At 57.5% G+C, this 22,634-nt stretch carries 18 protein-coding genes; 5 read left to right on the top strand and 13 right to left on the bottom strand.

The annotated features are described in order from the left end of the window. Window positions 1-3 precede the first annotated feature (3 nt). The 12 genes from Q1J43_RS12230 to Q1J43_RS12175 all read right to left on the bottom strand — a co-directional run bounded on the left by Q1J43_RS12230 (window position 4) and on the right by Q1J43_RS12175 (window position 13,118). Window positions 4-477, bottom strand: a complete 474-nt coding sequence (locus tag Q1J43_RS12230; protein WP_301102797.1) for an OmpH family outer membrane protein — start codon at window positions 475-477, stop codon at window positions 4-6. A 51-nt stretch (window positions 478-528) separates the two neighbouring features. Beyond that, entirely contained in the window at window positions 529-2,847 is a 2,319-nt protein-coding gene (gene bamA, locus Q1J43_RS12225; protein ID WP_301102771.1) for an outer membrane protein assembly factor BamA, read from the bottom strand. 4 nt (window positions 2,848-2,851) lie between these two features. After that, on the bottom strand, window positions 2,852-4,219 hold the full coding sequence (gene rseP, locus Q1J43_RS12220; RefSeq protein WP_301102770.1) for an RIP metalloprotease RseP: 1,368 nt from the start codon (window positions 4,217-4,219) through the stop codon (window positions 2,852-2,854). Next, window positions 4,216-5,394, bottom strand: coding sequence for a 1-deoxy-D-xylulose-5-phosphate reductoisomerase (ispC, locus tag Q1J43_RS12215; protein WP_366141898.1), 1,179 nt, complete (start codon window positions 5,392-5,394; stop codon window positions 4,216-4,218). Before ispC ends, rseP begins: the two co-directional genes overlap by 4 nt. Continuing rightward, window positions 5,391-6,224, bottom strand: a complete 834-nt coding sequence (locus Q1J43_RS12210; RefSeq protein WP_301102769.1) for a phosphatidate cytidylyltransferase — start codon at window positions 6,222-6,224, stop codon at window positions 5,391-5,393. The genes ispC and Q1J43_RS12210 overlap by 4 nt, the downstream gene beginning before the upstream one ends. Next, entirely contained in the window at window positions 6,217-7,047 is an 831-nt protein-coding gene (gene uppS / locus Q1J43_RS12205) for a polyprenyl diphosphate synthase (RefSeq protein WP_301102768.1), read from the bottom strand. The genes Q1J43_RS12210 and uppS overlap by 8 nt, the downstream gene beginning before the upstream one ends. A 23-nt stretch (window positions 7,048-7,070) precedes the next feature. Further along, entirely contained in the window at window positions 7,071-7,631 is a 561-nt protein-coding gene (gene frr / locus Q1J43_RS12200) for a ribosome recycling factor (protein ID WP_301102767.1), read from the bottom strand. A gap of 11 nt (window positions 7,632-7,642) precedes the next feature. Then, the gene (gene pyrH, locus Q1J43_RS12195; RefSeq protein ID WP_301102766.1) at window positions 7,643-8,368 is read right to left on the bottom strand and encodes a UMP kinase; all 726 of its coding nucleotides are present in this window, start codon (window positions 8,366-8,368) and stop codon (window positions 7,643-7,645) included. Window positions 8,369-8,388: 20 nt separating this feature from the next. Continuing rightward, entirely contained in the window at window positions 8,389-9,282 is an 894-nt protein-coding gene (tsf, locus tag Q1J43_RS12190) for a translation elongation factor Ts (protein ID WP_301102765.1), read from the bottom strand. Between the two features lie 119 nt (window positions 9,283-9,401). Then, window positions 9,402-10,145, bottom strand: a complete 744-nt coding sequence (gene rpsB / locus Q1J43_RS12185; protein WP_366141897.1) for a 30S ribosomal protein S2 — start codon at window positions 10,143-10,145, stop codon at window positions 9,402-9,404. A 493-nt stretch (window positions 10,146-10,638) separates the two neighbouring features. After that, window positions 10,639-11,478 (bottom strand): 3-deoxy-8-phosphooctulonate synthase, encoded by an 840-nt coding sequence (gene kdsA / locus Q1J43_RS12180; protein WP_301102764.1) that lies wholly within the window; start codon window positions 11,476-11,478, stop codon window positions 10,639-10,641. Continuing rightward, the gene (locus tag Q1J43_RS12175) at window positions 11,475-13,118 is read right to left on the bottom strand and encodes a CTP synthase (RefSeq protein WP_301102763.1); all 1,644 of its coding nucleotides are present in this window, start codon (window positions 13,116-13,118) and stop codon (window positions 11,475-11,477) included. The genes kdsA and Q1J43_RS12175 overlap by 4 nt, the downstream gene beginning before the upstream one ends. A gap of 206 nt (window positions 13,119-13,324) precedes the next feature. Here Q1J43_RS12175 and Q1J43_RS12170 point away from each other — a divergent pair, with 206 nt between their 5' ends. From Q1J43_RS12170 to Q1J43_RS12155, 4 genes are read left to right on the top strand one after another with little or no spacing between them, the layout of a single operon-like run. Beyond that, window positions 13,325-15,940, top strand: a complete 2,616-nt coding sequence (locus Q1J43_RS12170; protein WP_301102762.1) for a cytochrome c — start codon at window positions 13,325-13,327, stop codon at window positions 15,938-15,940. Between the two features lie 15 nt (window positions 15,941-15,955). Then, window positions 15,956-16,837 (top strand): hypothetical protein, encoded by an 882-nt coding sequence (locus Q1J43_RS12165; RefSeq protein ID WP_301102761.1) that lies wholly within the window; start codon window positions 15,956-15,958, stop codon window positions 16,835-16,837. A 27-nt stretch (window positions 16,838-16,864) separates the two neighbouring features. After that, the gene (locus Q1J43_RS12160; RefSeq protein ID WP_301102760.1) at window positions 16,865-18,997 is read left to right on the top strand and encodes a hypothetical protein; all 2,133 of its coding nucleotides are present in this window, start codon (window positions 16,865-16,867) and stop codon (window positions 18,995-18,997) included. Window positions 18,998-19,019: 22 nt separating this feature from the next. After that, complete coding sequence (locus Q1J43_RS12155) at window positions 19,020-20,537, top strand: c-type cytochrome (protein ID WP_301102759.1); 1,518 nt, start codon at window positions 19,020-19,022, stop codon at window positions 20,535-20,537. Window positions 20,538-20,681: 144 nt separating this feature from the next. Here Q1J43_RS12155 and Q1J43_RS12150 read toward each other — a convergent pair whose 3' ends face one another. After that, window positions 20,682-20,954 (bottom strand): GIY-YIG nuclease family protein, encoded by a 273-nt coding sequence (locus Q1J43_RS12150; protein WP_301102758.1) that lies wholly within the window; start codon window positions 20,952-20,954, stop codon window positions 20,682-20,684. Window positions 20,955-21,126: 172 nt separating this feature from the next. On the opposite strand from Q1J43_RS12150, the gene Q1J43_RS12145 reads away from it, so the two are divergent. Beyond that, window positions 21,127-22,605, top strand: a complete 1,479-nt coding sequence (locus tag Q1J43_RS12145) for a c-type cytochrome (protein WP_301102757.1) — start codon at window positions 21,127-21,129, stop codon at window positions 22,603-22,605. Window positions 22,606-22,634: the final 29 nt, after the last annotated feature.

Raw genomic sequence — 22,634 nt, 5'->3', positions numbered from 1 at the left:
CAGTTACTTGCCTTCGGACAATGCCTTGATGATTTTTTCAGTCACGTCCAGCTTGGGGCTGACCCAGACGACGTCCTGAACGATCAAGTCATACTTTTCGCTCTCGGCGAGTTGCTTGATTGCCTTGTTCGCCTTTTCGATGATCGCCGCATTCTCTTCATTCTGACGAAGGTTCAAATCTTCACGGAACTCACGCTGTTTGCGCTGAAACTCGCGCGACAACTCGTTCAAATCCTTTTCCTTCGAGCGGCGCTCTGCTTCGGCCATTGTCACGGCGTTCTTTTCAAGCGATTCCTGCAAGGTCTGAAGCTGTTTGGCCAGACGCTGTAAATCCTGATCGCGTTTGGAAAACTCAACCTCAATTTTCTTTGCCGCTTTAACGGCAGTAGGCGCGTCACGGAAAATACGCTGGGTATTGACGTAACCAACTTTCAGAGGTTCTGATGCCGACGCATAAGACACTGGCAGCGAAGCCATCAACGCGACCAGCAACGTGGCAATTTTCGTGTTCAAGCTATTTCTCCTAGATTAAAAGGTTTGTCCCATCTGGAACTGGAACCGTTGAAGTTTATCACTATCCTGGCTGTTGAGTGCCTGGGCCAAGCTGAATTTAAGGGGGCCAAAGGGCGAGATCCAAGTCGCTGCCAAGCCTGCTGACATGCGCATTGGCCCACCGTCAACCGCAGCTGAGCCGCTGGTTGAATCGGAATAAACCTGGCCGGCATCGAAAAAGGGGCCGAAGCGAAGCGACTTATCTGCACCAAAGCCCGGAACTGGCATCGTCAATTCCGCATTGAATACCACACGCCGCGTTCCCCCCAAGCGTACTATGCTGCCGCTCGCATTGGTCTCGTAAGGCCCCAGACTTGCCGTGTCGTAACCGCGCACGGAGCCCACACCACCAGCATAAAAATTCTTGTAGAAGGGCAGTTCCTGGCCGCCAATGCCCTTGCCAAAACCGAGCTCACCATTAAGCATAAGCACCATGGTTCGGCTTACCGGGAAGAATCTCTGAAGCTGATAGCTGGCTTTGTAATACTTAAGATCGACGCCAGGGCTGAGTTCAAAACCGGCACGCTGGAACGTGCCACGTGTTGGATTGATCGCGCTGTCCTTTGTGTCGCTCGCCCAACCGATCGTCATAGGGATGGATATATTGCTGCACGAGTTCTGGCTTGCACAGAACTCGTCACTAAAATTCATGTATTGAAGCGGTGTGTATGGATTTGATCGATCAATCTCGACCTTTGTCAGGTCAATCGCCGTACCAAAACTGAGTGACTGTTTTTCGCCAATCGGGATTCCGAAACGGACACCCCCACCCGTTGACATCGTCTTATAAACGTAGCCGAGCGATTCCGGATTGGATTTCCTGTGATAGACGTCAAAGCCCTGGCTGATGCCATCGACAGTAAAGTAGGGATTGGTGTAGCTGACACCGATCGCACGGTTGATCTTGCCCGTGTTAAGCTGCAATGAGACGAATTTTCCACTGCCGAAAATGTTGGACTGCGATATGGAACCTGACAAGATCAGCTTTTCGGACTGCGAATAACCAGCGCCCAAGGAGATATTGCCGGTCGACTTCTCCGTCACATTAAAATTGACATCGACCTGATCCGTGGTGCCGGGAACCGGGGGAGTTTCAACATTGACTTCGCCAAAATAGTTGGTCTTGTCGATGCGCTCTTTTGAGAGCTTCACCCGCTCATCGTCATACCAAGCGCCTTCCATCTGGCGAACTTCCTGCCTGATCACTTCGTCACGTGTCTTGGTGTTGCCCGTGACGTTGATGCGACGAACATAGGCCCGCTTGCCCGGATCGACGAATACGGTGAACGCGACCTGCCGTTTCTCCTTGTCCAGTTCGGGCGCCGCATTGACATTGGCAAAGGCGTAGCCTTTCGCCGAGAGCTTGTCGCTGATAGCTTTCGTGCTTTCGTTCAAATTTTCCCGAGAGAACACATCACCTGGCTTGACCTTCATGGCTTTCCTGAACTCATCTTCCGGCAGAATCAGTTCGCCAGCCAGCTTGACCGAGGATACGACGTAGCGCTCCCCCTCGGAAACGCTGACCGTAATGTAGATGTCCTTCTTGTCAGGGCTGATTGAGACCTGGGTTGATTCCACGTTAAATTCAAGATAACCGCGATTCAGATAATAGGAGCGCAAAGCCTCAAGGTCGGCGGCAAGCTTCTGTTTTGAGTACTGGTCGTTTTTCGTGTACCAGCTGATCCAGTTGGGTGTCTGCAACTGGAAAAGTGACTGCAAATCCTTTTCCCTGAATGCTTGAGCGCCGACAATGTTAATCTGCTTGATCTTGGAGGCGTCGCCCTCGTCGATATTGAAGTTGATCGACACGCGGTTGCGCTCCAGCGGCGTCACCGTAGTCGTGATCGCAACCCCGTATTTGCCGCGCGTAAGATACTGGCGCTTCAGTTCCTGTTCGGCACGTTCCAGCATGCTGCGATCAAAGGAGCGTGAGACAGCGAATCCGGCTTCCTTCAGTCCTTTCGTCAGTTGCTCCTTATCGAATTCCTTGAGTCCGACAAAGTCAATCTGAGCGATGGCCGGTCGCTCTTCCAGCAACACAATGACCACGCCGCCATCAATCTCAATGCGTACATCCTTGAAAAAACCGGTAGCAAACAAAGCCTTGATTGCTTGCGCTGCCTTGTCGTCGGTCATGGTGTCGCCGACTTTGACTGGAAGATAACTAAATACCGTACCGGCTTCGGTACGCTGAATACCGTCGACACGAATGTCCTTGACAGTGAACGGTTCAAAGGCGGATGCGCCAGAAACAAAAAGCGCGGCAATCACACCCGCCAGCAGAGTTTTCTTCATAAGGTCAGCCGGAAATCAATCGATTAATGTCATTGTAGAATGCAAACGCCATCAGCATCAGCATCAGCGCCAGGCCGATTTGCTGGCCAATTTCCATGCTGCGCTCTGAAAGCGGCCCGCGCTTTATGATTTCGAGGACATAATACAGCAAATGCCCGCCATCCAGAATCGGGATGGGCAGCAAATTCAGGACGGCGAGACTGATGCTGACGAGTGCCAGAAACTTCAGGTAGTAGCCAATTCCAAGCTTTGCCGATTGACCGGCGTAGTCGGCGATGGTGACCGGTCCACTGATATTGCGCCACGACACTTCGCCAGTAATCATTTTTCCAATCATCACCAGACTGAATACCGATTTCTCCCAGGTCTCGTCGAGAGCCTTGCCAAACGCAGACAGCGGTCCGTAACGAACCGTGATCATCAGATCGCTTCTCGAGTATCCGCTATCCCTGACGGTTGCTCCGATGCGACCAATTTGACGTCCATTTTCCTCGATCACAGCCGGCGTTATGACGATGAGGTAACGCTCAAGCTTGCGTTGAACTTCAAAATCCAGCGCTTTTCCGGGCGAACTGCGCACACTGCGCACGACATCCGACCATGTGCCCACTGGCTTCTTGTTGATCAGAAGAATTTCATCGCCGGGATAGAGACCGGCAGCAGCAGCGGCACTGTCCGGGCTGATTTTTCCAACTACCGGTGAAATCCTGGGGCGGAAAAAGCCAATTCCCAGTTTCTCCAGCGCATCACCCTCCCAGCCATCTTCTCTGGCAACCGACACATTGAGTTGGCGGACAGCAATTTCATTGCCTTGATTGATCACCTCGAATTCGATCAAATCCTGATCAACAGCCCGCCGCAGCAGTACCCAGCGCATCTCCTGCCAGGTTTGAACCAGTTCGCCACCGACTTTGAGCACCCGCTCGCCGTTCTCGAAACCTGCCGCAGCGGCAGGACTGGCAATGGCCGGCGTACCCAGAATGGGTTTTAGCTCTTCCGTGCCATGCCAGAAAAGCCCCCAGTAAACGACTACCGCCAGCAACAAATTGGCCAGCGGCCCGGCAACAACGATCGCCATGCGGCGCCACACACTCTGTCGGTTGAAGCTGCGATGCAATTCTTCGGGGGCGACGTCGCCTTCACGTTCATCGAGCATCTTGACGTAACCACCCAGAGGAAACAGTGCGATGGCCCATTCCGTACCATCACGGCCAATCCGTTTTGACCAGACTGCCCGGCCAAAGCCCACCGAGAAACGCAGAACCTTGACGCCGACCCGACGCGCCACGATGTAGTGCCCATACTCGTGAACGACAATCAGGATGCCAAGAATCAGGGCAAAGGCGGCCAGGTAGTAAATAAAGTTACTCATTCTGAAATGTGTTGTTCGGCAAGCCGGCGCGCCGCACGGTCAGCGGCGAGTACATCTGCGAGCGTCGCCAGGACCGATATGGGCGACTGATTCATGACAGCGGAAATTATTTTCGGAATCTCTGTGAATTTGATCTTCCCATCGAGAAAAGCCTGAACTGCGATTTCGTTGGCGGCATTTAAAGTCGCCGGTGCACTGTGACCCTCACGCAGCGCCCGGTAAGCCAGGGCCAGACAGGGAAAACGCTCAAAGTCCGGCCGTTCAAAATTCAACGAAGCGATCTCGAACAAATCGAGCGGCAGAACGCCGGCGGCGATCCGCTCCGGATACGCCAGAGCGTGAGCAATTGGCGTGCGCATATCCGGATTGCCGAGTTCAGCAATGACTGAGCCGTCCACGTACTGCACCAGCGAGTGGATGACACTTTGCGGGTGAATCACTACCTGAATCTGTTCGGCCGGAACCTTGAATAGCCAGTGTGCCTCGATCACCTCGAGCCCTTTGTTCATCATGGTCGCCGAATCAACCGATATTTTTCGCCCCATGACCCAGTTGGGATGGGCACAGGCTTGTTCGGGGGTGACTCGCTCAAGGTCACTGACCGGGGTTTTCAGGAAAGGCCCTCCGGAGGCAGTAAGCAATAAATTGCACACGCCAGACTTTAATAAATCACCTGAATAATCGAACGGAAGTGATTGAAATATAGCATTATGTTCGCTATCAATTGGCAGCAAAGTCGCGCCGTTTTCCCGGACAGCACGCATGAAGACCGGCCCCGCCATGACTAGCGCTTCCTTGTTTGCCAAAAGAATTTTTTTTCCGGCAACGGCAGCCGCCAGCGTGGGTTGCAGGCCAGCAGCACCGACAATAGCGGCCATTACCGAATCAATTTCAGGCAGCTTGGCCATCCGCACCAGTGCTTCAGGCCCATGCTCAACCTGGGTTGGACAAGCAACCTCTGCCAGGCGGCAACGTAACTTGGCAGCCAGTTGAGCGTCTCGCACTACGGCATAACGCGGCTGAAACTCAAGACATTGATCAAACAAGCGGTCAATCTGATGATGTGCGCAAAGTGCGATCACCTGATAACGTCGTGGATGACGTCGAATGACGTCCAGCGCATTGACACCAATGGAACCGGTTGACCCGAGAATCGTGAGCTTTTGCATCGTCATAAGGTGATCAGCCAGACGAGGGCAACCAGTGGTAGGGTCGAAGTCAGGCTGTCAATGCGGTCGAGCACGCCACCATGCCCGGGGAGAACGTTGCTACTGTCTTTCAGACCCGCCTGGCGCTTGAGCAAGGACTCGAACAGGTCGCCAATGATACCAATCGCCGTCAGCATAACCAGGACCAGAAACAATAAAGCGAAATTGTCAGCCAGGACAGCCGGCAGTTTTGGCGCGAGTGAAAAGCCATAGGCGATAACGGCCAAGCCACCGCCCAGCGCACCTTCCCAAGTCTTGCCCGGGCTGATGCTGGACGCCAGTTTATGCCGACCCAGAGTACGGCCGAAAAAATAGGCGGCGATGTCAGCTACCCAGACGACGGTCATGATGGCGATCAGGGTCAGCGCACCGGCTTGCCTCAGTTGCACCAGCGCCAGCCAGGCCGGCAGGATCAACAACAAGCCAATCGCCAGCCCAGGAGCCGACTGCGGCAGCGGCCAGCGACGCCGCATCCACAACGGGACACCGAGCAACCAGAAGGCCGCCGCCGGCAGGTAAAACCAGCGCCCCAAGCGCCAGGCCACCTCGGCAAAGCCAGCGTCTAGGCCCAGCGCAGCCGGTTCAAGCACCGCCACGCCAAGGCAAATGAAGACCAGCGCCACGCCCAAGCCAAGGCGAGACGCACTGCCAAGGGCCATCAGCGCACCCCACTCCCAAGCAGCCACAGTGGCTATCAGGGTGGCGAACAGAACCCAAGCGAGCGGTGAAAGATAAAAAATCGCCAAAAAGAAGGCGGATAACATGACAAGCGCGGTAATGATCCGCGTTTTAAGCATTGATATTCACACCCGTCGCACAGGCCGAAACCGTGGTTTCAGGCAAAAGCTCAGAGCGCACGGCGGGGTTTGGCTTGTCGACCAGTTGTTCGCTGGTCCGCCCAAAACGACGTTCACGCTGCTGATACGAGCTGATGGCTGCGGCGAAAGCAGCCGAGTCAAACTCTGGCCAAAGGGTGTCGGTGAAGTACAGTTCCGCATAGGCCAGTTGCCACAGCAGAAAGTTGCTGATCCGCTCTTCGCCGCCGGTGCGAATGAACAGATCAGGCTCAGGTGCGTAATTCATCGCTAGATACGGCGTCAGGTCGGCCTCGCTCCACGCGCCCTGCCGGTCTGGATAAGCCAGCGCCATGCGATTGGCCGCTTGCAGGATATCCCAGCGTCCACCGTAGTTGGCAGCGATGGTCAGAGTCAATTTACTGTTGCCGGCCGTTTGCTGTTCCGAGGCGAGAATCAGCGACTGCAAAGTCGAATCAAAACGCGACAGATCGCCAACTATTTTCAGGCGAACGCCATTGCTATCCAGTTTGGAAACTTCCTGCTGCAAGGCGCGCATGAAGAGCTGCATGAGTAGTGTCACTTCTTCTTCGGGTCGGCGCCAGTTTTCAGAACTGAACGCAAAGAGCGTCAGATACTCGATGCCCAGTTCGAGACAATACTTGACCGTATCGCGTACCGTCTCGACACCACGGCGATGCCCGGCAAAGCGCGGCAGATAACGTTTCCTGGCCCAGCGCCCGTTGCCATCCATAATCATGGCAACATGCCGCGGCACCTTGGCAGCAACCGGAATATCCCGAGTAGAACTGGTGAAGATCGCCATCTGGCGTATCCTTTGGGCAGTATTCAAACGGCCATCAACTCGATTTCTTTTTGCGTGAACTGCTTGTCGACTTCAGCGACGTGTTTGTCAGTGAGTTTCTGGATATCGTCCTGTGCCCGCCGCTCATCATCCTCCGAACAGCCCTTGTTCTTGAGCAGGTCCTTGAGTGTTGCATTGGCATCACGACGCAGGTTACGCATGGCAATGCGTGCGTTTTCACATTCGTGCTTGACGACCTTGATCAGATCACGACGCCGCTCTTCGGTCAATGCAGGCATCGGGACACGTATCAGTTCGCCCTGCGATGCCGGGTTCAGGCCAAGATCGCAATCACGAATGGCTTTCTCGACCTTGGGGGCCATGCCCTTTTCCCAAGCTTGAACGCCAAGTGTACGTGAATCAATCAGGGTGATATTGGCAATGGTATTTACCGGCACCATCGAGCCATAATATTCGACCTGGACATGATCCAGGAGTCCGATATGGGCTCGTCCAGTACGAACCTTGGCCAGATCAATCCTGAGCGCCTCAAGCGACTTCTGCATCTTGTGTTCGGTGGTGCTTTTCACATCAGCAATCGACATCTCAATCTCCCTCAGCAATAAACCAGCGTGCCTTCGCTCTGACCAAGCACAACCCGCTTTAGCGCACCCCGCTTGAAAATCGAGAAGACGTTGATTGGCAGCTTCTGGTCGCGGCACAAGGCAAAGGCGGTCGAATCCATCACTTTTAAGTTTTTTGAAATTGCCTCATTGAAGCTGATCTGATCGTAGCGCGTAGCCAGAGGATCCTTTTTCGGATCGGCCGAGTAAATACCATCGACCTTGGTCGCCTTGAGTACAATCTCAGCACCAATTTCAGCACCGCGCAAAGCCGCTGCCGTATCGGTTGTAAAAAATGGATTGCCGGTGCCACCGGCGAAAATGACTGTCCTGCCTTGCTCAAGATAACGGATAGCTCGGCCCCGAATATAGGGTTCAACGACCTGTTCGATATTCAACGCCGACTGGACGCGGGCAACCAGACCGGCGACGCGCATCGCATCCTGCAAAGCCAGACCGTTCATCACCGTAGCCAACATGCCCATGTAGTCGGCCTGGGCGCGATCCATGCCGGTCGCGGCGGGGGCAACTCCGCGAAAAATATTCCCGCCACCGATGACCACGCCAACCTGCACACCCAAATCGACAACGCTCTTGACCTCGCCGACAATTTCGGAAATCGTCTGACGGTTAATGCCGTAAGCATCAGCCCCCATCAACGCCTCACCCGAAAGTTTGAGCAGGATACGTTTGAATATAGGGGCAGTAGCTTCAGTCATGGCAGTCAGAACCCTTTGGTTTATTTCTGTGCAGCGGCTGCCTGGGCAGCAACTTCGGCGGCGAAATCGTTGGCACGCTTCTCCATGCCTTCTCCGACGACGTACAAGGTAAAGCCGGCAATCGAAGCCCCCTTGGCCTTGAGCAATTGCTCCACCGTCTGTTTGCCATCTTCGGCCTTGACGAACACCTGAGCCAGCAGAGTCACTTCTTTTAGGTACTTCTGTACGGTACCTTCAGCGATTTTTTCGAGCATGGCTTCCGGTTTGTTGTCGGCACGTGCCTTTTCGATGGCAATGCGTCGCTCGGTGTCGAGCAATTCGCTGGGAACACCCGACGCATCGAGCGATTTGGGCTTTGACGCAGCAATGTGCATGGCCAGATCCTTGCCCAATTGGTCATCACCGCCGACCAGATCAAGCAGCACGCCGATTCTGGCGCCACCGTGAATGTAAGACACCAGCCGCCCCTTGGCTTGCGTACGAACGAAACGGCGCACCGACATGTTTTCGCCAATTTTTCCCACCAGAGCGCTACGCGTCGACTCAACAGTCCCGTCACCCATCGGCAGCGCCGACAGCGCAGCAAGGTCAGCCGGGTTCCTGCTGACCACCAGTTCGGAACAGCCCTTGATCAGTTGCAAAAACTCATCGTTCTTGGCAACGAAATCAGTCTCGCAGTTGATCTCGATGATAGCGCCTTGCTTGCCATCGGCTGCAATGCTGATTCCCACCACGCCTTCGGCAGTAACACGGTTGGCGGCCTTGGTCGCCTTGTTACCAAGCTTCACACGCAAAAGCTCTTCAGCCTTGACCAGGTTACCCTCGGCCTCGGTCAGGGCCTTCTTGCATTCCATCATCGGCGCGTCAGTTTTTGCGCGAAGTTCTGCCACCATGCTTGCGGTAATAGCCGCCATATTTCTCTCCAATTGCGGACACGGCCGGAATGACCGGCCGCACCTCATTCAAAACAGCTCAAACAAAAATTTCTCGTTCGCCCTTCCTATTTCTGCGAGCAAACGACAAAGCCCGGGAATTACTGCGCGGTTTCTTCGAAAAATTCGTCACCTGAAGCCGCAACAGCGACAATTTCCTCAACGAATTGACTGCGGCCCTCGAGAATCGAATCAGCCACGCCGCGCGCGTACAAACGAATCGCGCTTGACGAGTCATCATTACCCGGAATGACGTAGTCAATACCTTCCGGTGAGTGATTGGTATCGACCACGGCAATCACCGGGATGCCCAGCTTGTTGGCTTCGGTAATGGCGATTTTGTGGTAACCGACATCGATGACAAACAAGGCGTCGGGCAAAGTATTCATCTCCTTGATGCCGCCGATGGACTTCTGCAACTTGGCCAGTTCGCGCTGAGCCATCAGCGCTTCCTTCTTGCCAAGCTTTTCCAGTGAACCATCTTCGGTCATGGCTTCCATGTCCTTGAGACGCTTGGTCGACTGCTTGATGGTCTTGAAGTTGGTTAGCATGCCGCCCAGCCAGCGCTGATCAACATAGGACGAACCGCAACGCTGAGCTTCTTCGGCAATGATTTCACGCGCCTGACGCTTGGTGCTGACAAACAGGATGGTGCCCTTGTTGGACGACAGTTTGCGCACGAAAGCCATGGCTTCGTTGTACTTGGCAAGCGTTTTTTCAAGGTTAACAATGTGGATCTTACTGCGCGCACCGAAGATGTACTGAGCCATCTTGGGGTTCCAGAAGCGAGTTTGGTGGCCGAAGTGCACACCGGCCTCAAGCATTTGACGCATCGTTGCAGACATAATTTTCTCTTTCATTTCAGGGTTAAACCACCATTCGCCCACCTACGCCCGCCTTGAATTAAATGACGGACACCCTTGAACAGGCAAATGTGCGTAATCGACGAACCGTTGCCGGGACGCCCCGCGCGCCACCATGGCACGCATTGAACAGTCGTGCTTCACCGACACGTGTCAGCAAAACCCGTCAATTGTACCATTGGATGTGCAGGAATTCCAGTTTCAGCCCTTGTCCAAACAGGGTAAATTTGTTCTACCGTCCAACCCATCGATTTGCTGTCATTCCGGGCTTGACCCGGAATCCAGTTCGTTTATCAAACAGGTCTTTTAACACCTTGATCAGATGGACGAATCTGGATCCCGGGCTCTGCACTTCCTACGGTCGCTTGCGCCGGAATAACGGTGGATGGTTAGAACAAATTTATCCTGTACCTGACCGAGTCACAGTCGACGACTCGACGACGGGACGTTCCGGGTTCGCGCAGAAGATACGCACTCATTGCTTGAGCTCCTCGAAGCCACCGGCCTTGACCGCACGATCAAGCGCAACCAGGGTCGTCAGCAGACTCGCCATGCGCTGCAGCGGCCAACTGTTGGGGCCATCGGAAAGCGCCTTTTCAGGGCACGGATGGGTTTCCATGAACAGCCCAGAAATGCCGACAGCAACTGCTGCACGCGCCAGCACTGGAACAAACTCGCGCTGACCACCGGAAACCGTGCCCTGCCCACCCGGCAACTGCACCGAATGAGTCGCGTCAAAGACCACCGGACACGCCGTCTCACGCATGATGGCCAAACTGCGCATATCGGAAACAAGGTTGTTGTAGCCGAATGAGGCGCCACGTTCACAAACCATGAGGGTATCGGCGCCGGCATTGGCCTCCCTGGCCTTGGCAACGACATTTTTCATGTCACTGGGCGCCAGAAATTGCCCCTTTTTGATATTCACCGGTTTGCCGCAAGCCGCCACGGCGTGGATGAAATCAGTTTGCCGGCAGAGAAAGGCTGGCGTTTGCAACACGTCAACAACTGAGGCAACGACAGCGATATCGTCCTCGGCGTGAACATCAGTTAGCACCGGCACACCAATCTGGCGTCGGACTTCCGAAAGAATTTGCAGGCCAGCATCGACGCCCGGACCACGCGCCGACCTGCCGGAACTGCGATTGGCCTTGTCATAGGAAGCCTTGAAGATATAAGGCAGAGCAAGACGGTCGCAGACGTCCTTCAGTTGGCCGGCAATATCGACACAAAGCTCAAGCGACTCTGCCGTGCATGGGCCAGCGATCAGAAACAAGGGCTTGTCCAGCCCCACCTCAAAGCCGCACAACCTCATGCTTTGGCCTTGTAGGCTATGGCCGCGCGGACAAATGACGTAAACAGCGGATGTCCGTTGCGCGGCGACGAGGTAAATTCGGGATGAAACTGACAACCGACAAACCACGGATGCGCATGCGGCCCGTCTTTCGGCAACTCAACCATCTCGCACAAATTGGTCCCCGGAGCACGCCCGGCGACAATCAAACCGCTGGCTTCAAGCGTACCGAGCAGAGTGCTATTGACCTCGTAACGATGACGATGACGTTCAACGATCTCGGCCTTACCATAAATCTCACGCGCCAGAGTGCCTTCACCAAGAGTGCACAACTGCCCGCCAAGGCGCATGGTGCCGCCTAGATCAGAGTTCTCGTCGCGCTTTTCGAGCTTGCCCGAAACATCCTGCCACTCGGTAATCAAAGCAATGACCGGGAACGGTGATGCCTTCTCGAACTCGGTGCTGTGCGCACCGGCCATGCCCGCTACATCGCGAGCGTATTCAACAACGGCAAGCTGCATGCCCAGACAGATCCCCAAATACGGCACCTTGTTCTCGCGCGCATGACGAATCGCTGCAATCTTGCCCTCGGTGCCGCGCCGGCCAAAACCACCCGGCACCAGAATAGCATCCATACCCTTGAGCAAGTCGCAGCCCTGGGTCTCGATTTCTTCAGAGTCGATGTAGTGAATCTTGACCTTGCTGCGCGTGTATATTCCGGCGTGAATCAACGCCTCGGTCAGTGATTTATACGACTCGGTGAGGTCGACATACTTGCCGACAAAGGCAACATTGACGGTGTGTTCGGGATGCTCAAGTGCATAAACAAGATTTTTCCACACCGTGAGGTCAGCGGCCCTGGCCAGAATGTTGAGTTTGTGGCAAACGATCTCATCGAGCATCTGGTCGTGCAGCATGCCGGGAATCTTGTAGATCGAATCGGAATCGAGCGCCTCGATCACCGCCTCACGCTGGACGTTGCAAAAAAGAGCGATTTTCGCCTTCTCGTCTTCAGGAATATGGCGGTCAGCGCGACAGAGCAGAATGTCGGGCTGGATGCCGATTTCGCGCAACTCCTTGACTGAATGCTGCGTCGGCTTGGTCTTGAGTTCGCCCGCAGTCGGGATATAAGGCACCAGCGTCAGATGCATGTAGCAAGCGTTGCTACGCCCTTCCTGCAGCCCCATCTGACGAATGGCTTCAAGAAAGGGCAAGGACTCAATGTCACCAACCGTACCGCCGACTTCGACAATCGCCACATCGGCGCCTTCGGCACCGCGCCTGATGTGCGTCTTGATCTCGTCAGTGATATGCGGGATGACCTGCACGGTCTTGCCGAGATACTCGCCGCGCCTTTCCCGCTTGATCACCGTCTCGTATATCTGACCAGTGGTAAAGTTGTTGCGCTTGCCCATCTTGGCGCTGGTAAAGCGCTCATAATGCCCCAGATCAAGATCGGTTTCGGCGCCGTCTTCGGTGACAAAAACCTCGCCGTGCTGGAATGGACTCATCGTTCCAGGATCAACGTTGATGTAGGGGTCTAACTTGAGGTGGGTAATTTTGATGCCTCGGGATTCGAGGATCGCGCCCAGAGAGGCGGCAGCAATGCCCTTGCCAAGTGAGGACACCACACCGCCGGTAACGAAAACGAATTTAGTCATGAATTTATCTGCAGCGGGAAAGCCGAATTGTAGCCGAAAAACTGAAAGGGCCGAAAGAGCTACGATCAGCGAACTGTCGAAAGCGTTTCCGATCGTCAGGATGCACAATCGTTCGTTTGAACTTCCACTGGGTGTGAATGTCCCTGATCCGAGGGAACTAAATCTCGGCGAGCCGGGAAGCGTAAGCGTCGATCGGGGGAGCTCTTATGAAACGTACTCTGCTGGCTGCTTTTGCGGCCTTTTTGGTGGTTGCCGTTGGCATAACATCAGTTCAGATCCAGTCTCAAAGTGACGGCATTGCTCTCGCCGGCGAGGCCCCGGCGGGCGCTGCGGCGTCGGGGAATGCGCTCCCGGAAATCTCCGTTGTCGATCAGGATCTTCCTTACCACGAGGCTTGCGCCCGAGAGGGCTTGAGCGAATCCGAATGTGTCGGACGGCTGATCTGGTTCAAGGCCACCGCCGGCAACGACCGTTTTCATACCTATACCTTCCAGCAGCGCATTGGCGTCCTGGTGGACTGGTTCCGCGTTCTACGCGCCGACCAGAGAGACGACCGCTTCTGGGCCTGGGGCATCATCAACGACCCATCCTGCTGCAAGCCCGGCGATCCTGACTGCCCGGCCAAGTCGGCCGCAGAAACCTACGGCTTTGACTGGTGCCCCGGTGATGACGTGCTACTCAAGTACGTCGGCAAGCCCGGCTATGTCGACCCGGCCTGCGGCCTCAAGGACGCCGCACTCGACACTGACGATCCACACAGCCAGGGCGGCAAGCTGGATCAGCGCCATTCGGCCTGTGACCTCAAGTTCGGCACTTCGACCGGCGCCCTCGGTCTGCGCAAGTTCCCCAACCCGCGTTTTGATGCGGCCAAGTGGAAAAAACTGAACGGCGACCTTGCCAGTTGGTCCGGTTTCGCCACCACCAAGGCTGCCGCCACCGGCATCGAATCCGACCAGCGGGTAAGCAAGCTGGCCGATGCCTCGGTCGAGCCGCCCTTCCTCATCGGCACCACCTGCGGCTCCTGCCACATCGCCTTCGACCCCTTGAATCCGCCCGCCGACCCGGCGCATCCAAAATGGGAGAACATCAAGGGGCTGATCGGCAACCAGTACACCCGCATGTCCGAACTGCTCGGCTCCGGCATGCCCAAGAGCAGCCTGGAATACCAGATGTTCGCTCACGCCCGCCCGGGAGTGACGGATACCTCGGCCATTTCGCATGACCAGATCAACAACCCGGGCACTATCAATGCCCTGATCAACGTCGCCCAGCGCCCCGTCTTCAAGAATGAGATGATCAGCAAGTGGCGCAAGGCGGACAACTGTGGCACCGAGCAGGACGAGGACAAGTGCTGGTGCGAACCTGGGCGCAACAACAAATGCTGGCAGAAGAGTACGCGCGAGGACGACACCACAGCGGTGAACCTGGGCGGCCAGAAGGTCGTGCTGCCCGGCGTCCATCACATCCTCAAGGGCGGCGAAGATTCCATCGGCGCTCTGGAAGCCATCCAGCGGGTCTATTTCAATATCGGCTCATGCTCCGAGCAGTGCTGGGTCAATCACTTCTCCGACATGCGCCAGGCCGATCCGGAGCAGCGGGGTTTCGGCCAGACGCCGTTTGGCATTGGCCAGTGCCGGCGCGACTGTCCGAATTTCCGCGCGGTCGAGGATCGCCTGCAAAACATTCTTGATTTCTTCGCCTCTGCCGAGTCTGACGAAACCAATTTGCACGCGGCCCGCGCCAAAGCCATGAAAGCGAACAATCCAACTGTTACCTATGCGCGGGCCGACCTCACCGCCGACCTCGAAAAGGAATTCGGCAAGGGTGCCGTAGGTCGCGGCCAGACGGTCTTTGCCGACAATTGCGCACGCTGCCATTCGAGCATTCCGGAAAGCGAGGGCGGCGCTTTCCGGAACCGCGATTACGCCGCGCCCAACGATGCGCATCCGCGCAAGGTACGCGCCGACCTCCTCGGCAACGATCAATCGACGCCAGTCACCGAAGTCGGCACTTTCCGCTGTCGGGCGCTGCACTCCAACCATCTGGCCGGCCATCTGTACATGGAATACAACTCCGACACCATGCGCCTGCGACCGATCGTCGCCGATATCCCGGAACGCAACGAGCTCAAGAACGGCGGTCGCGGCTATATGCGCAACATCTCGCTGGTCAACGTCTGGGCCACCGCACCCTTCATGCACAATAATGCTGTTGGCCCGGAGCTCTGCGGCAAACCGGCGAACAAGGACAACGACTTCCACCGCGCCCGCTATGTCGATCAGAACGGCAAGCTGCTCGCCAGCCAGCCGGATTGTCTGCGCTACGATCCGAGCGTCGATGGCCGCTTCGAGCTTTACAAGCGCTCGATGTTCGAGCTGCTGCACCCAAAGGAACGTGGCAGCAAGCGCACCCTGACCAACACTGATCTGCTCATCGACGTCGGCATCCGCCCCCTCGACGGCAAGACTGAAAAACCCGTGCTCGGCTTCGGTCAGGTCAAGATTCCGGCTGGCAGCAGCGCCGGTTTCCTCAACGGGCTACAGCACAAGCAACTGATCGGCGACCTCTTCCTCGCCAAGCGCGACCCGGCCAAAATTGAAGCGTCCGGCAAGAAGGAGCTCATGCCAACCCTGCAGGCCATGGCCGACGACATCCTCAAGCAACCCGCACGCTTTGCGGAGATTTTGCAAGAGAAGCGCGATTTTCTCAGTACCAACTACGAGACCTGTACCCAGGAGATCGAAAACGAGGGCCATCGCTTCGGTGAAGACCTTTCCGAAGCCGACAAGAAGGCACTCACCGCCTTCCTCGCTACCCTCTAAGGCAAGGAGAATCTCATGAACACCCTTATCCTGCGCACCGGCCTGATCACCCTGGCCGCCGCCCTGGCCGCCTGTAGCAAGCCGGAGCCGCCCAATATCGCCTTTGCCCCCTACGACAAGAGCTACCAGTCGAAACCGGACCTCGCCCAGGTCGATTACAAATACCCCATTGCTACGACCGAACTGGCGAAAATCACCCCCGACTACCTGGCCATGCTGGATCAGGAGCAACTCGACCAGCTCTACGCCCGCCTCACCGCCGGCCCCATCCCCGACGGCGCCTTTGATGGCCGCATCCTTCTGCCCCGGGGCAGCAGCGGCAAGTTCCGCCTGTCCGAAATCGTCGGCGGCTATACCGGCACGGCACTGCATCTCAAGGGACTGCTCATCGAGAACATCGGTGAGGTGTTGTGGCGTGGCAAGGTTTTTTTCCGCGAAGAACGGGTATTGCGCAACCGCATCGACGACCTGTCGCTGTTAAAAAAGGCTGGGCTGGTCGAAGGCGAACCGAAGAAAATGAACTACGGCGGCAAGGAAACTTGGCTGCTCTTTCCGGCCAAGCTCTATTGCGGCCAGAGCCTGCTCGACGCACGCCGCGAATCGATCATCATCGACTATTTTTTCACCGACGAAATCCCCGGCTACCAAGAAAACCCGGACTATCTGGCCGGTCGCCGCGGCCTCAAGGTGCGCGACGAGATCCGCATGATCCGGCCCGGACTCTACCTGGGCCGAGCCTACCTCGACCGTGGTTTCGCCCTCAACTTCACGCTCTACGACAAGGCCAGCGACGAGAAGTCGCGGGATGATTTCATCAAGACCGGGAAGGTTCAGGAAGACTGCTGGCCAGGCACCCAGGCGCGTACTGTCGCCGCCACCGTCATCGCCAAGCCGTGAGCCGTGGGCTGGCGATGGGAGCCCGGCATGAGCTTGCGCACTACCGTCCTGATCGGCCTGCTTGGCCTGATCTGCGGGCCGGGAGCGGTGATGTGGGCAGCGGCTGATCCCCTTCACGCGGTAGCGAGCTGGGTTATCGACCCGGCCATTCCCGGCGACAATCTCCCCCCTGCCGGCAGCTCGCTCTTCGACCAGCTTTTTGCCGTGTCGCGCAATGGCCGTGCAAGCTTCGATCTGCCCTTCCCTTTCGCCGCCCTCCTCGCCCGCCTCGACGCCCAGCTTGCACGCGATCCAGCCAGTTTGCTGCCGCCCGCCAAGCGGGTCCTTATCCCCCTCGGCCGTTCGCTGCAACGCAACGCTGCCGCCCCGGATTACTTCGCTTTTCCGCGCGTCGTGGTGGCGGTCGACTCACCGCCCACCCCAGCTTCGTCCCTGCTGTTGAAGGACCGCCTCTTCATCGGCTATCAGGAGAAATCCGCCGTATTGGAAGTCATCAGCTACAACGAAGCTGCAGGCCGCTTTGAGTTCCAGTTGGTCCAGGACTACCGGGCTGGCGGCAAACCGCAGGTGGTCTACGCCAACCGCACGCTCTGTTTCGCATGCCACCAGAACGGTGCTCCCATCTTCTCCCGCGCCCTGTGGGACGAAACCAATGCCAACCCGCAGATTGCCGCGCTGCTCGCCGCCAGCGGCAAGCGCTTCTACGGTATCCCGCCGCAGCGGGGCGTTGATGTACCCTATGCTATCGACATTTCAATCAAGCGCGCCAACGGCTTGGCCCTCACCCAGCGCCTGTGGCAAGAGGGCTGCGGCGGCGCCGACCGGCCCGCCCTGCGCTGCCGTGCCGGCCTGTTTACCGCCGCCCTGCGCCATGCCCTCTCCGATGGCCGCAGAGCAACGCCCGACGCGGATTTCGACAATCAGGTCGCCGCTCCCTTGCGCGCCGAATCCGTTCGACGCTGGCCTGGCGGCCTCATCATCGCCCCGGCGGACATCCCCAACCGCGATCCCCTGTATGGACTCGCCGCCTGGCCCGATGACTCGCCTCGACGGGCAGCCTACGCTCACGTCCCGGCCCGTTTCGAAGTGCTAGCCCCGCGTCCTGCGCAAGCGGTTTGGCAAACTGACGCGGCCAACGCGATGGATCAACTAGTCGGCGGCTTGTCCGAATTCGTCGCCGCCACTGACCGCCTGCGCATCGAAGCCATTCTTTCTGCGCGACCGGCACGTAACGTCCGGCACCGTGCCCCCTGTCGCTTCGAGCCGGGCGCTTCGCGCTGGTCGGTGCGCTGCCAGCCGGCCATTGGGCAGACCGGTCCGCAACTGACCGCCACCCTGGAGATGGCACGCGGCAAGTTTTCAAGCGGTCGGCTGGAGCGCCTGACCCTGCCGGGGAAGGACTCACTCAACGGTGTAACATTTACTGCCACCTCCCCCGGCCAGGGCGAACGCTTCGCCCTGCTTCCTCTGCACAGTCCACGCGGCGCTGACGGCAATCCGCTAACGCGCATCGGCTTCCGGGTTTCACCAGGCAAGCCAAGCGAAGGTAGCGTGACTGTCGACATGCGCCAGGAATTCTCCGCCGTCGAGCAAGCCGTGACGGCCCTGGTCGACGGGCCACACGGCGCAGCGCTTTTCGGCCCGAAACCATTCCCGCGCCAACAGCTCTTTGCCGCGCTCTTTACCCGGCTTGGCGCAACGCAGGTAACAAGTTGCTGCCGAGCGGCTGACCGGCTTCCACCGCCACAGCTTGAGGTACCTGGAAGCCAGGCAATGTCGCCGGTGGACGCCAGCGTACAAAGTTTCTACCCCTACTGCGCGGCCTGCCACCAGAGCGCGGAAACCTTCCCGCCCAATTTCCTGAGCGGCAGCAGAACACAGGTGGCAGCCGCACTGCGCCAGTGCGCGCCCCGGCTCTACGTCAGGCTGTCCATGCCTGACCTAACTGCGGAACAACGTGATAAAACGCCCATGCCGCCGGAAAGCCTGCTGCCGGCCTTCGCCAGCGATAGCGCCAGTTGGCGCGCCAGCCCGACCCGTGCCGCATTGCTTGCCCAGGTTGGCGAGTGGCTACGCGCCGAAAACGCGCAGACGCCTAAGCTCGCCCAACTGCTGGCCGGAGGCTATGAAGCCCTGCGCCCCTGCCTGCCAACGCCCTAACGACCACCCTGTGGGAGCTACCATGAGCGATGATGCCGAACACGAAAAGAACCCCTGGAAGCGGCGCTTCCTGATCCTGTTTATCGTGACCATCGGGATTCCAGCCTTCATCGGCCAGATGTTACTGAATCGCTTCGGTGGCGATGTGGCGGTTGATTACGCCAGCCCGGCCGAGCACTTCAAGTACGGCTCGACCGGCGGTGAGCACGAGATGGGCTTCCCCTACTGGATCTGGCGGGCTATGCCCGAACTCTGCCCGCAGTACCTGCCGGGCAAAGGCTACCAGTCGCTGGGCATGGTCTACGAAAAGAACCACGACGGAAGCGAACGTGACGTACCGGTAGGCACCTCCAAACGCCGTTTCCAGGGTATCGACCGCGTCTTCGTCAATTGCGCCGCATGCCATGTCAGTACCGTGCGCACCGTCGCCGACCAGCCGCCGACCATCGTTCTGGGCATGCCTGCGGCGACCTTCAACATGATGGGGTTTGAAGAGTTCTTCTTCCGCTGCGCTGCTGACCCCAAATTTTCCAAGGAATACATCCTGCCCGAGATCCAGCGCCAGGGGGGGCAACTCGACCTGCTCGACCGCTACCTGGTCTACCCCGTGGCCATCGCCATCATGCGCGACCGGGTGCTGGCGCTGGCCGGGCGCTTCAACTGGGTATTCAAGCAGCAGGACTGGGGGCCGGGCCGGGTCGATACCTTCAACTCGGCGAAGGTCATCTTCAACTTTCCGATGGCGCACCTGGACCCAAAGGAATTCGATGCCCCCGCCGACTTCCCCTCAATCTGGCGTCAGCGTCAGCGCAAGGAGCCGCATGAAATGCAGTTGCACTGGGATGGCAACAACACGACCGTTGAGGAACGCAACAAGAGCGCCGCCTTCGGCACCGGAACAACGCCGCCGACCATCGACATCGTACGCATCGCCCGGGTCGAGCAGTGGATCATGGATGCCACGCCGCCGGCGTTCAGCGGCTTCTTCCCCATCGACGCCAAACTCGCAGCCAGGGGAGCGCCCATCTACAAACAGTACTGCGCCGCCTGCCACGGCGCTTCGGGCAGCGATTTTTCCGGCGAATATGTCGGCCAGGTGGTACCCATTGCCAAAATCGGCACCGACCGTCGCCGGCTGGATTCCTACAGCTACACGCTGGCAGTGAACCAAGCCACGCTCTACGCAGGCTACCCATGGCGTTTCACGCATTTCCAGAAAACCCACGGTTACGCCAACATGCCGCTTGACGGCCTCTGGCTGCGCGCCCCCTACTTGCATAACGGTTCGGTGCCCAACCTGCGCGACCTGCTTGAACCGGCTGCCAAACGGCCCAAGGCGTTCTTTCGTGGCAACGACGTCTATGACCCGATCATGGTCGGCTTCGTCTCTACTATGCCTGAAGTCAACGGCAGGAAATTTTTCCGCCTCGACACCACGAAACCCGGCAACGACAACAGCGGCCATGAGGGCAAGGCCTACGGCACCGAACTTTCCGTCGCCGAAAAAATAGCGCTGGTCGAATTTCTCAAAACATTCTGAGCGATGCATATGCACAACCCGTCATTATCAGCGCAGCTACTGGATTCCGGCTTTCGCCGGAATGACAAACAAGAGATATGCGCCAGTCATGTTGATCTCGTACCCCCGTCATTCCGGCGCAAGCCGGAATCCAGCAACGGCGGATCAAACAATGTCGTCGTACAAATCGCGCCACTGCGGATTGCCAAACTCGATGAGTTCAAGTTTCCAGGCGCGGCGCCATTCCTTGATGGCCTTTTCGCGCTCAATTGCCGATTGGATCGTCACATGAGATTCGAACCAGACCAGGCTATGAACACCATATTTCTTTGTAAACCCCTCCACAAGGTTGTTTTTGTGTTGCCAAACGCGCTGTATGAGGTTAGACGTTACGCCCGTGTAAAGCGTACCGTTTCTGCGGCTGGCGAGGATATACACGCAGGGCTGTTTCATCAGCGCAGCTTACTGGATTCCGGCTTTCGCCGGAATGACAATAACGTCCTACAACATCCCCGTCATTCCGGCGAAAGCGACCGAAGGAAGTGCAGAGCCCGGAATCCAGCAACGGCGGATCAAACATTAACAGGGCGTTCTAAAAAGGGATGACATCATGACCACCTCCTGTTCTTGCAAGACTTGCTTCAAGGCCATCGGTCTGTTTCTTCTGGTCGTTGCTATCCTCGGCGCGATGATCGGCTACGACCGGGGTTTCCGCGAATACCCGCAACCCGACTGGGTCACTGCCACCCCGGAAATGCGTTTCAAGTACGGCTCGATCGGCGCCGAACACGATGCCGGCGTACCCTACTGGATCTTCTACGTCCTGCCGCGAATTTTTCCGGAAAAGCTGACCCAGGATGGCCTGGTGATACCCGGTGGCTACGCCGCCCTCGGCGTGCCCTGGGAGCAGGGTCAGGAACTGCCCGCAGGCTTCACCAAAAAAACCATCGGTTTCGCCCGCGTCGCAAACAATTGTGCCGTCTGCCACACCACCAGCTACCGGGCGACGGCCGATTCCAATCCGGTCTTCGTCGTCGGTGGCCCGGCGCACACCACCAATGTCGAAGGCTTTTTCCGCTACCTCATCGACTGTGCCAAGGATCCACGCTTCAACGCCGACATCCTGATGGCCGAAATCAATCGGGTCGCCGACCTCGACCTCATTGACAAGCTGCTCTACCGCTTCATCATCATCCCCGTCACCAAAAAGCGCCTGCTCGAACGTGAAGCCCAGTTTGCCTGGGTCTACCGCAAGGACTTTCCCGACTGGGGTCGTGGTCGCGACGACGCCATGAACCTTACCAAATACTTCATGATCAAGGCCCCGATGGACGACACCTTCGGCCCCACCGACATGCCCTCCGTGTGGAACCTGAAGAAATATGTCTGGGAAAAGGGGCACCGCATGAACTACGCCGGTGACAGCCACGATCCCTACTCGGTGATCATGGATTCCGCTCTCGGTCTGCTCGGCGCCGCTCCGCACAACAAGGCCGATTTCGTCGGCCAGGTACAGTGGCTGAAGGACTACCTATCCGAGTTGCCGCCGCCAAAATATCCCTTCCCCATCGACACCGCCAAAGCGGCGGCCGGGAAACCTCTGTTCGACGCCAACTGCGCCAGTTGCCACGCCAGTGACAAGACCGGCACCCCACTGCCCCTGGCCGACGTCGGCACCGACCGCGGACGCCTCGACTCCTGGAACAAGAGCGCCGCGATCAAGGCCAACAAGGTAGTCAAGGACATGGGACTGGAGCGCAAGGGTCTGGTGGAAGAGGATCTCAAGGGTTATGTCGCCGCCTTCCTCGACGGCATCTGGCTCAAGGCGCCCTATCTGCATAACGGCTCGGTGCCGACCCTGCGCGACCTGCTCGAACCTGTGGCCAAACGCCCCAGGGTCTTCTGGCGCGGTTACGACGTCTTCGACCAGACCAGGGTCGGTTTCGTCACCGACACCTCGGAAGCCCAGCGGGTCGGCACCCAGCAAAATACCGCCAGCAAGGGCGGCAGCAACCAGGGGCATGAGTTTGGCACGACATTGTCAGCAACCGAGAAAGATGCGCTGGTGGAGTATCTAAAAACCTTGTAAGCGCTTATCGAACCACCCCTACCAGGACG

This window comes from Propionivibrio sp. (assembly GCF_029255185.1).
Classification (GTDB): Bacteria; Pseudomonadota; Gammaproteobacteria; order Burkholderiales; family Rhodocyclaceae; genus Propionivibrio.
Note: the sequence above shows the minus strand (reverse complement) of the source record. Positions and strands in the feature narration are given on the sequence as shown.